This window comes from Delftia sp. 60, assembly GCF_002754395.1.
Taxonomy (GTDB): domain Bacteria; phylum Pseudomonadota; class Gammaproteobacteria; order Burkholderiales; family Burkholderiaceae_C; genus Comamonas; species Comamonas acidovorans.
Genome location: NZ_PEFD01000001.1, coordinates 3,577,772 through 3,590,268 on the forward strand (window position 1 = coordinate 3,577,772; position 12,497 = coordinate 3,590,268).

Consider the following 12,497-nt stretch of genomic DNA (forward strand, 5'->3'; position numbering starts at 1 on the left):
ACAGAACACTTTTGGAAAGAATCACAAATGGCTATCGTTGAAGTCAAAGTTCCCCAGCTGTCCGAGTCCATCGCTGAGGCCACCATGCTGACCTGGAAGAAGAAGGCCGGCGAAGCGGTTGCAATCGATGAGATCCTCATCGAAATCGAAACCGACAAGGTCGTGCTCGAAGTGCCCGCACCCGCCGCTGGCGTGCTGGCCGAGATCGTGCAAGGTGACGGCGCCACCGTGGTGGCCGAGCAGCTGATCGCCAAGATCGACACCGAAGGCGTGGCCGGCGTGGCCGCTGCCGCTCCTGCTGCAGCCGCCGCTCCCGCTGCTGCAGCGCCTGCTGCTGCTCCCGCCGCTGCTGCTGCCACTGGCGGCAGCAAGGGCGATGTCGCCATGCCCGCCGCTGCCAAGCTGCTGGCCGAGAACAACCTGTCGGCCGCCAACGTGGCTGGTTCCGGCAAGGATGGCCGCGTGACCAAGGGCGACGCCCTGGCCGCCGTCAAGGGCGGCGTGCAGTCCACGGCTGCCGTCATCCCCACCGGCGTGCCCACCAAGGCGCTGCCCCAGGTGTCGGCTCCCGCTGCCAAGGAAGACCTCAGCGGCCGTCCTGAGCAGCGCGTGCCCATGAGCCGCCTGCGTGCCCGCGTGGCCGAGCGCCTGCTGCAGTCGCAGTCCACCAACGCCATCCTGACCACGTTCAACGAAGTGAACATGGCCCCGGTGATGGATCTGCGCAAGAAGTTCCAGGACGCCTTCACCAAGGAACACGGCACCAAGCTGGGCTTCATGTCCTTCTTCGTCAAGGCGGCAGTGCACGCCCTGAAGAAGTACCCCGTGCTCAATGCTTCCGTGGACGGCAACGACATCGTCTACCACGGCTACTTCGACATCGGTATCGCCGTGGGTTCGCCCCGTGGCCTGGTGGTGCCCATCCTGCGCAATGCAGACCAGATGAGCTTCGCCGACATCGAAAAGAAGATTGCCGAATTCGGCAAGAAGGCGGCAGACGGCAAGCTGGGCATTGAAGACATGACCGGCGGCACCTTCTCCATCTCCAACGGCGGCACCTTCGGCTCGATGATGTCCACCCCCATCATCAACCCGCCCCAGTCGGCCATCCTGGGCGTGCACGCCACCAAGGACCGCGCCATGGTCGAGAACGGCCAGGTCGTGGTCCGCCCGATGAACTATCTGGCCATGTCCTATGACCACCGCATCATCGACGGCCGCGAAGCCGTGCTGGGCCTGGTGGCCATGAAGGACGCGCTGGAAGATCCTTCGCGCCTGCTGTTCGACCTGTAATTCCACAGGGTTCGACACGACGAAAACCCGCCCTTGGCCGCGTGCCCTGCGGTGGGTTTTTTCATGCATCACAGACAAGAGATTCCTGAAATGAGCAAGCAATTCGACGTCATCGTCATCGGCGCGGGCCCTGGTGGCTACATCGCCGCCATCCGTGCCGCACAACTGGGCTTCAACGTGGCCTGTATCGACGAGTGGAAGAACGCCGCGGGCGGCGCCGCTCCGGGCGGCACCTGCACCAACGTGGGCTGCATTCCCTCCAAGGCCCTGCTGCAGTCGTCCGAGCACTTCGAGCACGCCAATCTGCACTTTGCCGACCATGGCATCTCCACCGGCAAGGTCGAGATGGACGTGGCCAAGATGATCGCCCGCAAGGATGCGGTCGTGAAGCAGAACAACGACGGCATCCTGTACCTGTTCAAGAAGAACAAGGTCACCTTCTTCCACGGCCGTGGCTCGTTCGTCAAGGCGGTCGAGGGCGGCTACGAGATCAAGGTTGCCGGCAAGGAAGAGGAAGTGCTGACGGGCAAGCAGATCGTGGTCGCCACGGGCTCCAGCGCCCGCGCGCTGCCCGGCGTGCCCTTCGATGAAGAGAACATCCTGTCCAACGACGGCGCCCTGCGCCTGGGCAAGGCCCCCAAGAAGCTGGCCCTGATCGGGGCTGGCGTGATCGGCCTGGAAATGGGCTCGGTCTGGCGCCGCCTGGGCACGGAAGTGGTCGTGCTCGAAGGCATGGACAAGTTCCTGTCCGCCGTGGACGAGCAGATCGCCAAGGAAGCCAAGAAGGCGTTCGACAAGCAGGGCCTGAAGATCGAGCTGGGCGTGAAGATCGGCGAAATCAAGAGCGGCAAGAAGGGCGTGTCCATCGCCTACACCAACGCCAAGGGTGAAGCCCAGGCGCTGGAGGCCGACAAGCTGATCATCTCCATCGGCCGCACCGCCAACACGGCCGGCCTCAATGCCGAGGCCGTGGGCCTGGCACTGGACGAGCGCGGCTGCGTCGTGGTCGATGACGACTGCAAGACCAGCCTGCCCGGCGTCTGGGCCGTGGGCGACGTGGTGCGCGGCCCGATGCTGGCGCACAAGGCCGAGGAAGAGGCCGTGGCCGTGGCCGAGCGCATTGCCGGCCAGCATGGCCATGTGAACTTCGGCACCATTCCCTGGGTGATCTACACCAGCCCCGAAATCGCATGGGTGGGCCGCACCGAGCAGCAACTGAAGGAGCAGGGCGTCAAGTACAAGGCTGGCACCTTCCCCTTCCTGGCCAACGGCCGTGCGCGCGCCCTGGGCGACACCACGGGCATGGTCAAGTTCCTGGCCGATGCCGAGACCGACGAAATCCTGGGCGTGCACATGGTCGGCCCCATGGTCTCGGAGCTGATCTCCGAAGCCGTGGTCGCCATGGAGTTCAAGGCATCGAGCGAAGACATCGCCCGCATCTGCCATGCCCACCCCTCGCTGTCCGAGGCCACCAAGGAAGCGGCACTGGCCGTCGACAAGCGCACTCTGAATTTCTGAGTGCCAGGCTAGCCATCTAGCCCAAGCCAAAGACCTGAAAGCGCTTGCCCTGCAAGCGTTTTCAGCTTCTGAATACATAGCGAATGGTTGATGCTGCATGAGCGTTTCAGTGCGAGAGGCCTACGAGGCCGAACTGGTAGCCAAGGGCTTTCACAGTGATCCTGCGCAGTTGCGCGCCGTCGAGGCGCTGCAGCGCTGTGCCGACGACTGGGCGGTCTACCGCCAGCGCCGCTCCAACGCCTTCAAGAAGCTCATCAACCATCCCGAGATTCCCCGCGGCGTCTACATGTACGGCGGGGTGGGGCGCGGCAAGAGCTTTCTCATGGACTGCTTCTTCAACGCCGTGCCGCTCAGGCGCAAGGTGCGCCTGCATTTCCACGAATTCATGCGCGAGGTCCACCGCGAGCTCGCCGTGCTGCAGGGCACGCAGAACCCGCTGGACGTGCTGGGTGCGCGCATCTCCAAGAAGTACAAGCTGATCTGCTTCGACGAATTCCACGTGGCCGACATCACGGACGCGATGATCCTGCACCGGCTGCTGGTCTCGCTGTTCGCCAACGGCGTGGGCTTTGTCACCACCTCCAACTTCAAGCCCGACGAGCTGTACCCGGGCGGCCTGCACCGCGACCGCATCCTGCCGGCCATCGACCTGCTCAACGAGCGCATGGAAGTCGTCAACGTGGACAACGGCACGGACTACCGCCGCCGCACGCTGGAAAACGCCCGGCTCTATCACACGCCCCTGGGTGCGCAGGCCGATGCGGCCATGACCGAAACCTTCGACAAGCTGGCCGAAGTCAAGGACGAAGACCCCGTGCTGCACATCGAGGCGCGCGAGATCCGTGCGCGCCGCCGCGCCGGTGGCGTGGTCTGGTTCGACTTCCGCGAGCTGTGCGGCGGCCCGCGCTCGCAGAACGACTACCTGGAGATCGCAAGCCAGTTCCACACCGTGCTGCTGTCCGACGTGCCCTATATGCCGGTCAACATGGCATCGCCCGCGCGGCGATTCACCTGGCTGGTGGACGTGTTGTACGACCGCAGGGTCAAGCTGGTCATCTCGGCCGCCGTGCCGCCCGAGCAGCTTTACACTGAGGGCCCGCTGGCCCATGAGTTCCCCCGTACCGTATCGCGCCTGAACGAGATGCAGTCCAAGGAATTCCTGGCGCTGGAGCGCCGTGTGGTGGATACCAGCCTGACCTGAGGCCGGTCCCGGCCGCTGGCGTCGTTTGCCGGACCTGTACATGCTGAAACTGCCTACCTCTGCTTTCGCCCTTGTGAAGAAACTGCCCGTTCCCCTGGGAGCTGCGCTGGCCTGCCTTGTGCTGGCCGGCCCGGCCATGGCTGCGGATGCTGGCGCCGATGCCGATGCGCGGCAGGAACGCGCCCAGGCTGCAAAGCAGGTCCAGGCCGAGCGCAAGGCCGCACGCGCCGAGATCGCGGCCCAGCGTGCCGTCATCGACAGGCGGCGCACGGCCCTGGAGTCCGAGTGCTACCAGCGCTTTGCCGTGGAAGACTGCCTTAGGCAGGCGCGCGAGGAGGCCCGTGAGCAGGACAAGCCGCTGCGCGAACGCGAGCTGCAGATCAACGACGAGGAGCGAAAAGAGCGCGCCGCCCAGCGCCTTGAGGATATCGAGGCCAAGAAGGCGCAGAAGGCCGCCTCGTCCATGCAAGCCAAGGAGCGGCCACCGGCCGCCCAGCGCGACACCCAGGCCATCAGGGCCCAGCGTGCCCAGGACGCACAGCAACGCGCAGCCCAGCAGGCCAGCCACCAGCGTGATCGCCAGGCGCAGATCGAGCAGCGCGAGTCTGCGCAGGAGCAGGAGCGGCGAGCTGCCGCCCGCGCCCAGTTCGAGGCCAAGCAAAAAGAGGCTGCCGAGCGCAAGGCCCGCGCCGCCGATGCCGCCCGTGAACGCGGCCCGCAGGCAGCGCCACTGCCTGCGCCTCCCGCGCCTGCGGCGCCCTGAGTTCGGTGGTCACGCCGTCACCGGCTGCTCCAGTGCCTCGAGCTTGAGCACCACCAGCGACAGGTTGTCGCCCCCGCCCTGGGCGCGCACGCGTGCCTTGTCGATCAGGAATTCCGTGGCCTCGCGCGGCGTGAGCGCGTTGAGCACGGTGCCCAGTTCCTCCGCCGTGTAGTAGTGCCAGACACCGTCGCTGCAGGCCATGAGCGTGGTGCCCGGGTGCACGTGCTCGATCACGTGGTGGCTCATGGGCGGCTCGGCCTCGGTGCCCAGGCAGCCCAGCAGGATGTTGGACTTGGGGTGCACATGGGCCTCGAATTCGGTGAGTTCTCCCCGGTCCACCAGGGACTGGACGTAGGAGTGGTCCTTGGTGCGGTGGACCATGGTCGCGCCCTGGTAGTGGTAGATGCGCGAATCGCCCGAATGCACCCAGTGGCAGCGGCCCTGGGGCAGCAGCACGAAGGCGGCAATGGTGCTGTGCGGCTCCTGCTCTGCCGAAATGGCCGTCAGCCGGATCACCATGTGCGACTCGTGGACGATGCTCTCCAGCAGCGCCGTGCAGTCTTCCTTGCCCGGCTCGAAGCGCTCGAACAGCTGGCGCGCCGTGAGCATGACCTGGTCGGAGGCCTTGCGCCCGCCACTGCGCCCGCCCATGCCGTCGGCCAGCACGCCCAGCAGGCAGCCGTGTACATAGGGGTGGGCCATGAGCATCACCTGGTCTTGCTGGTATTGCCTGTCACCGCGATGGATGCCTGTGGCGGCTTGGAGTCGGTACGCTGGCTGCATGGTCTCTGGTTTGGTGGGCTCTTGGGGCGGTGGATGGGCACACCAATGTCATGGCGCATATTATCGGAGCACCGTCCCCGGCGCTGGCCCGCCGCACCCCGGCGGCGCTCTCTTTTTCAACAAACGGACCCGCCCTTTGCATTCCCTGACCGCCGCCGTGCAGGCGGCCTTCGCGCCGCAAGGCCTGCTATCGCGCGCCGAGGCGCTGTTCCTGCCGCGTGAGGGGCAGACCCGCATGGCCCTGGCCGTGGCCCAGGCCATCGAGCAGCGCCAGACCCTGGTGGTCGAGGCCGGCACGGGCGTGGGCAAGACCTATGCCTACCTGGTGCCGGCCCTGCTCAGCGGCCAGCGCGTGCTGGTGTCCACGGCCACGCGCGCGCTGCAGGATCAGCTGTATGCCCGCGATCTGCCGCGCCTCGTTGCCGCGCTGGGCATGCCGCTGCGTATGGCGCGCCTCAAGGGCCGCAGCGCCTACCTGTGCATGGAGCGGCTGGAGCGTGTGCGCCAGGGCCGCACGGCGCCGCAGGACCCGCAGGTGCTGCGCAGCGTGGCCCTGGTCGAGCGATGGGCACGCACCACGCGCACGGGCGACCTGGGCGAGTTGCCCGCGCTGGACGAGCGCTCGCCCGCGCTGCCCCTGGTCACTTCCACACGCGACAACTGCCTGGGTTCCGACTGCCCGCATTGGCAGGACTGCCATGTCAACGTGGCCCGCCGCGCTGCGCTGGAGGCCGATGTGGTGGTCATCAACCACCACCTGATGTTTGCCGACCTGGATGTGCGCGAGTCGGGCGTGGCCCAGTTGCTGCCCAGCGTGGGCGTGGTCGTGGTGGACGAGGCCCACCAGCTCAACGACACCGGCGTGCAGTTCGCGGGCCAGAGTCTGTCGGGCCAGCAACTGACGGGCTATGCCCGCGATGTGCTGCGCGCCGGCCAGGAACTGGCGCGCGGCATGGCCGACTGGATGCAGCTTTCGGCACGTGTGGAGCAGGCCTTGCGCGAGCTGCGACTGGCGGCAGGCAAGCCCCCGGTGGGCGGGCGCCTGCCCTGGCAGGGCGTGACGCCGCAGGGGCTGGACGCGCAGCGCTGGCGCACCGCCCTGGTCACACTGGGGCGCAGCCTGCGGGCATTGCTGGAACCGCTGGTGCAACTGCTGGTCAGCGACCCCGAACTGCGCAGGCTGTTCGAGCGCGGCAACGAGCTGCTGCGGCGCCTGGCCACCTTTGCCGCAGCCGCCGTGCAGGACACGGTGCGCTGGCTGGAGCTGGGCAGCCAGCAGATGCGCATGCTGGAGTCTCCGCTGACCATTGCGCACATCATGCGCACGCGGCTGCTGGGGTTGACGCAGGAGCAGGAGGGATCGGCAGATCAGGAGCGAGAGGATGCACAGCCCGAGCCCGAGCCCGAGACACAAGCACAGGAAGAAGGCGCGCCCGTGCCCGTTCCCGAAGCTGCAGGCCTGCCTCGGCAGCCATCGGGCACCGCGTGGATCTTCACCTCGGCCACGCTGGGTGACGACGAGCGCCTGAGCTGGTTCACCGAGCCCTGCGGCCTGCGCGAGGCCCAGGTGCTGCGCGTGGACAGTCCCTTTGACTATGCGCGGCAGGCAGCGCTTTACGTGCCCCGGCCCTTTGCCCAGGCCGGCAGTGCCACGCACAGCACCGAGGTGGCGCGCCTGGCGCTGGATGCTGCCCAGCGCCTGGGCGGGCGCACGCTGGTGCTGACGACCACGCTGCGGGCGCTGCACGCCATAGGCGATGCGCTGCAGCAGTCGCTGGGGCTGTTTGGTGAACTTGATGTGCTGGTCCAGGGGCAGGCGCCCAAGCTGGCCTTGATCGAGCGCTTTATTGCGGCCGGAGAAGGCAGGGAAGGCACGCAAGGCGAGGAAGGCACGGGGGCGCGCCCGGGGCGGGGCTGCATTCTCGTGGCCTCTGCCACTTTCTGGGAGGGGGTGGACCTGCCGGGCGATGCGCTGCAGCTGGTGGTCATCGACAAGCTGCCGTTTCCGCCGCCCGACGATCCGCTGGTCGAGGCGCGTTCGCGCAGTCTGGAATCCGTGGGGCGTCAGGCCTTTGCCGACTACATGCTGCCCGAGGCCGCCATGGCGCTCAAGCAGGGCGCTGGCCGCCTGATCCGGCGTGAGACGGATCGCGGCGTGCTCGTGGTCTGTGATTCCCGGTTGGCCACCATGGGTTACGGGCGGCGGCTGCGTGCCGCGCTGCCGCCCATGCGGACCCTGGTGGACGAGGCGGCCTTTGTTCAGGCCCTGCAGGCGCTGGCGCAGCCTGCGCCGCAGATCACCACAGCTTCCACCACGACTTCTGCTTTGCCGTGAGCTCCTGGTCGGACTCCTGGCCGTAGGAGGCGGACAGCACGCGTTGCGCGTCGTCGCGCAACTGCGTCATGCCCAGGGCGTCGTATGAATTCACCAGGATCTGCATGGCCTCGCGCACGGCGGGCACGCCCTGATAGTCCTTGACGGCCGTCTGCGCGCGCGCGATGGCGGCCACGTAGGCGCCGCGTCCGTAGTAGTAGCGGGCCACATGCACTTCGTACTGCGCCAGCGAGTTGACGATGTACTGCATGCGCAGCCGCGAATCCTCGGCGTAGCGCGACTCGGGGAAGCGCGTCACCAGCTCGCGGAAGGACTCGAACGAGTCCTTGGCGGCCTTCTGGTCACGCTCGGACAGATCCTGGCGCGACAGCCAGGAGAACATGCCCAGGTTGTCATTGAAGTTGACCAGGCCCTTCAGGTAGAGGGCGTAGTCGGTGGCGGGGCTGGCTGGGTGCAGCTTCAGGAAGCGGTCCAGCGTGGCGGTGGCCTGGATCTTGTCGCCGCTCTTGTACTGGGCATAGGCCTTGTCGAGCTGGGCCTGCTGGGCCAGGGGCGTGCCGGCGGCACGGCCTTCGAGCTTCTCGAACAGCGGAACGGCCTTGTCGAACGCGCCGGAGGCGGCTTCGTCGCGGGCCTCGGTATAGATGCGGTCCGGGGTCCACTTGGCAGTAGGGTCTTGCTGCGTACTGGAGCAGGCTGTCAGAACGCCTGCGACCAGCATGGCGGGAACGATGGACAGGGGAATACGCTGCATGGTGGACGTTTCTCGGGCAATCGAAGGGCAGTGAGAGGGTTGGCGGGCAGGGACGCGGGCCGCGCTGAGGGGCCGCACAAAGCCTGATTTTCCCGCAACCGGGCCGAAGCATTGTAACGGCCTGCGATGCCCGCCCCGCAGGCGGGGGCGGCGGCAAAGGCATGGCCGTGAACGGGTCCCGGCCTTGCGGAGCTTTCTACAATGGCGCCCATATGTTTGTCCATTTGCGCCTGCACACCGAATTCTCCGTCGTGGACGGAACCAACCGCATCAATTCCATCGTCAAGGCCGCCGCCGAGGATGGACAGGTCGCACTGGCCGTCACAGACTTCAACAACCTGTTTGGCGGCGTCAAGTTCTACCGCGAAGGGCGGGCCAAGGGCGTCAAGCCCGTGCTGGGCGCGGAAATCCAGATCGAAGGCGAGAACGGCGCCGCCGTCTCGCGCATCATCGTGCTGGTGCAAAGCCCGCTGGGCTACCACAACCTGTCCGAACTGCTGGCCCGTGGCTGGACCCGCAACGTGGTCAAGGGCCAGGCCGTGCACACCTGGGCCTGGCTGCAGGAGCTGGGCGAGGGGCTGATCGTGCTGGCCGGTGCCCAGGCCGGCCCCGTGGGCCAGGCGCTGATGCGCGGCGACGAGGCCGGCGCAGCCGCCGTGGCCCAGCGGCTGGCAGGCATGTTCCCGCACCGCTTCTTCATCGAACTGCAGCGCGCCGGCCGCCAGGACGATGAGGCGCACGTGCTGGCTGCCGTGCAACTGGCCGAGCGGCTGAACCTGCCCGTGGTGGCCACGCACCCCATCCAGTTCTTCGGCCCCGACGACTACGAGTCCCACGAAGCGCGCGTGTGCATCGCCGAGGGTGAGATCCTGGCCAACCCCAAGCGCGTGCGCCGCTTCACGCGCGACCAGCATTTCAAGACCGCCGCGCAGATGCAGGCGCTGTTCGCCGACATTCCCAGCGCGATTGCCAACACCGTGGAAATCGCGCGCCGCTGCAGCCTGACCCTGGTGCTGGGCAAGCCGCAGCTGCCCAATTTCCCCGTGCCTGACGGCATGACCATGGACGAGTTCTTCCGCAGCGAATCCTTCAACGGCCTGGAAGACCGCCTGACCCATCTGTATCCCGATCCCGCCAAGCGCGAGGCGCAGCGCCCGCGCTACGTGGAACGGCTGGAATTCGAGATCGGCACCATCCTCAAGATGGGCTTTCCGGGCTACTTCCTCATCGTGGGCGACTTCATCAAGTGGGCCAAGCTCAACGGCTGCCCCGTGGGCCCGGGCCGCGGATCGGGCGCGGGCTCGCTGGTGGCATACGTGCTCAAGATCACGGACCTGGACCCGCTGGAATACAACCTGCTGTTCGAGCGCTTCCTGAACCCCGAGCGCGTGTCCATGCCCGACTTCGACGTGGACTTCTGCCAGGCCAACCGCGACCGCGTCATCGACTATGTGAAGCAGCTCTACGGCCGCGACGCCGTCAGCCAGATCGCCACCTTCGGCACCATGGCCGCGCGCGCGGCCATCCGCGACGTGGGCCGCGTGCTGGACATGAGCTACACCTTCTGCGACGGCATCTCCAAGCTCATTCCCAACAAGCCGGGCCTGCACGTCACGCTCAAATACCCGCCCAATCCGAAGAAGGAGGGCGACAAGTACACCTACGCCATCGAGGCCGAGCCCATGCTGGCCGAGCGCATCGAAAAAGAAGAAGACGTCAAGACCCTGATCGAAATGGCCCAGAAGCTCGAAGGCATGACTCGCAACATCGGCATGCACGCGGGCGGCGTGGTGATCGCTCCGGGCAAGCTCGCCGACTTCTGCCCGCTGTACCAGCAGCCGGGCAGCGACTCGGCCGTGGCCATGTACGACAAGGACGATGTGGAGGCCGTGGGCCTGGTGAAGTTCGACTTTCTGGGCCTGGCCACGCTGACCATCCTGGAGATCGCGCGCGAGTTCATCATCAAGCGCCACAAGGGCCAGGAGAACTTCGCCTTCGAGAACATCCCGCTGGACGATGCGCGCACCTACCACCTGTTCTCCGAGGGCAAGACCGAAGCCGTGTTCCAGTTTGAATCGCGCGGCATGCAGGGCATGCTGCGCGACGCCAAGCCCAGCCGCCTGGAAGACCTGATCGCACTGAACGCGCTGTACCGCCCGGGCCCCATGGACCTGATCCCCAGTTTCGTCGCGCGCAAGCACGGAAAGGAAGTGGTGGAATACCCGCACCCGCTGGTCGAGCAGGTGCTGGCCGAGACCTACGGCATCATGGTCTACCAGGAGCAGGTGATGCAGACCGCCCAGGTGCTGGGCGGCTACTCGCTGGGCGGCGCCGACCTCTTGCGCCGAGCCATGGGCAAGAAGAAGGTCGAGGAAATGGTCATGCACCGCGGGATCTTCCGCGAGGGCGCGGCCAAGCAGGGCATCAGCGAGGAAAAGGCCGACGAGGTCTTCGACCTGATGGAGAAGTTCGCGGGCTACGGCTTCAACAAGTCGCACGCCGCCGCCTACTCGCTGCTGGCCTACCACACGGCCTGGCTCAAGGTGCACTACACGGCCGAGTTCTACTGCGGGAACATGACCGTGGAAATGGACAACACCGACAAGCTCAAGGTGTTGTACGAAGACGCGCTCAAGATGGGCATCAGCTTCGAGCCGCCGGATGTCAACCGCGGCATGTACCGTTTCGAGCCCGTCACCGACAAGGTCATCCGCTACGGCCTGGGCGCCATCAAGGGCACGGGCCAGCAGGCCATCGAGGCCATCGTTGCGGCGCGTGAAGGCCGCGGCGTGGGGCCGCGCGGCGCCGACAAGGGACCTTTCAAGAGCCTGGCCGACTTCTGCGTGCGCGTGGACCGCACGCGCCTGAACAAGCGCACGCTGGAAGCCCTGATCAAGGGCGGCGCCTTCGACGCGATCGAGCTCAACCGGGCGTCGCTGGTGGCCTCCATCGACCATGCCTTCGAGTTCGGCAACAAGACGCTGGCCAATGCCAACCAAGGCGGGCTGTTCGACATGATGGGCGATGACGCCGTGGGCTCCAGCACCCAGGAGCCGCCTCTGGTCGAGGCACTGCCCTGGGGCGTGAAGGAGCGGCTGACCCAGGAAAAGACGGCGGTGGGCTTCTACCTCTCGGGCCACCTGTTCGACGAGGTCGAGAAAGAGGTGCGCCGCTTCGTGCGCACGCCCCTGGCCGAGCTGCGCGACAGTCGCGAGCCCCAGACGCTGGCCGGCATCATCAGCGACTTCCGCGCCATCAACGGCCAGCGAGGGCGGCTGGGCCTGTTCAAGATCGATGACGGCTCGGGCGTGATCGAGGCCTCGGTGGACGAGAACACGCTCAACACCTACCGCGAACTGCTCAAGGACGATGAATTCGTCGTCATCACCGGGCGCCTGCAGCTCGACCATTTCAGCGGCGGCCTGCGCATGAAGGCCCAGCAGCTGTGGAATCTGGCGGACGCGCGCTGCCGCTTTGCGCGCTACCTGCAGGTCAGCGTGGGGGAGAAGATGCCTGACGTACTTGGCCTGCTGCGCCAGTTCCCCGCCGTGGTGGAGCAGGGCGAGCACGGCGAGCTGCAACGCGGCATGAAAGTGCGCCTGGGACTGGTCTGCGAGGACGAGCGCGGCTCGGCCAGCTGCGAGCTGGCGCTGGGCGATGCCAGCCGCTTCTATCCCAGCGATGCGGCCCTGGCGGCCTGGTACGCCCAGGCCGGCAGTGCCCAGGTCAAGGTGGTCTACGAATAACCCGCAAGGTGGCGCAGCGCCCGATGGCGGCGAGCAGGCACTGCTTTGGTGCGTGCTTGCCGGCCCGGGCGGGCACCGCGCTTGAATTCTTCAGGCATGCCTCG

The 12,497-nt window shown here is 66.7% G+C and carries 8 protein-coding genes; 6 read left to right on the plus strand and 2 right to left on the minus strand.

The window, feature by feature from the left end:
* The first annotated feature begins 27 nt into the window (after positions 1-27).
* The 4 genes from odhB (at position 28) to CLV01_RS16220 (ending at position 4,775) form a co-directional block, all read left to right on the plus strand.
* Positions 28-1,293 carry a 2-oxoglutarate dehydrogenase complex dihydrolipoyllysine-residue succinyltransferase gene (odhB, locus tag CLV01_RS16205; protein WP_013802659.1) on the plus strand — a complete coding sequence of 422 codons (1,266 nt, stop codon included), beginning with the start codon at positions 28-30 and terminating at the stop codon, positions 1,291-1,293.
* A gap of 90 nt (positions 1,294-1,383) precedes the next feature.
* Positions 1,384-2,811: a dihydrolipoyl dehydrogenase gene (gene lpdA / locus CLV01_RS16210; RefSeq protein ID WP_013802658.1), complete on the plus strand. Its 1,428-nt coding sequence runs from the start codon at positions 1,384-1,386 to the stop codon at positions 2,809-2,811.
* A 97-nt stretch (positions 2,812-2,908) separates the two neighbouring features.
* Positions 2,909-4,012: a cell division protein ZapE gene (gene zapE, locus CLV01_RS16215; RefSeq protein ID WP_013802657.1), complete on the plus strand. Its 1,104-nt coding sequence runs from the start codon at positions 2,909-2,911 to the stop codon at positions 4,010-4,012.
* 40 nt (positions 4,013-4,052) lie between these two features.
* Positions 4,053-4,775, plus strand: a complete 723-nt coding sequence (locus CLV01_RS16220; RefSeq protein ID WP_099733812.1) for a hypothetical protein — start codon at positions 4,053-4,055, stop codon at positions 4,773-4,775.
* A 9-nt stretch (positions 4,776-4,784) separates the two neighbouring features.
* Here the strand turns inward: CLV01_RS16220 and CLV01_RS16225 are convergent, their stop codons facing one another.
* Complete coding sequence (locus CLV01_RS16225; protein WP_034393013.1) at positions 4,785-5,558, minus strand: PP2C family protein-serine/threonine phosphatase; 774 nt, start codon at positions 5,556-5,558, stop codon at positions 4,785-4,787.
* A gap of 136 nt (positions 5,559-5,694) precedes the next feature.
* On the opposite strand from CLV01_RS16225, the gene CLV01_RS16230 reads away from it, so the two are divergent.
* Positions 5,695-7,893, plus strand: coding sequence for an ATP-dependent DNA helicase (locus CLV01_RS16230; protein WP_099733811.1), 2,199 nt, complete (start codon positions 5,695-5,697; stop codon positions 7,891-7,893).
* On the opposite strand, the gene CLV01_RS16235 is transcribed toward CLV01_RS16230, so the two are convergent.
* Complete coding sequence (locus CLV01_RS16235; protein ID WP_099733810.1) at positions 7,856-8,647, minus strand: outer membrane protein assembly factor BamD; 792 nt, start codon at positions 8,645-8,647, stop codon at positions 7,856-7,858. The two genes, CLV01_RS16230 and CLV01_RS16235, sit on opposite strands and share 38 nt — an antisense overlap.
* A gap of 212 nt (positions 8,648-8,859) precedes the next feature.
* On the opposite strand from CLV01_RS16235, the gene dnaE reads away from it, so the two are divergent.
* Positions 8,860-12,393, plus strand: coding sequence for a DNA polymerase III subunit alpha (gene dnaE, locus CLV01_RS16240; RefSeq protein ID WP_099733809.1), 3,534 nt, complete (start codon positions 8,860-8,862; stop codon positions 12,391-12,393).
* The last annotated feature ends 104 nt before the right edge of the window (positions 12,394-12,497 follow it).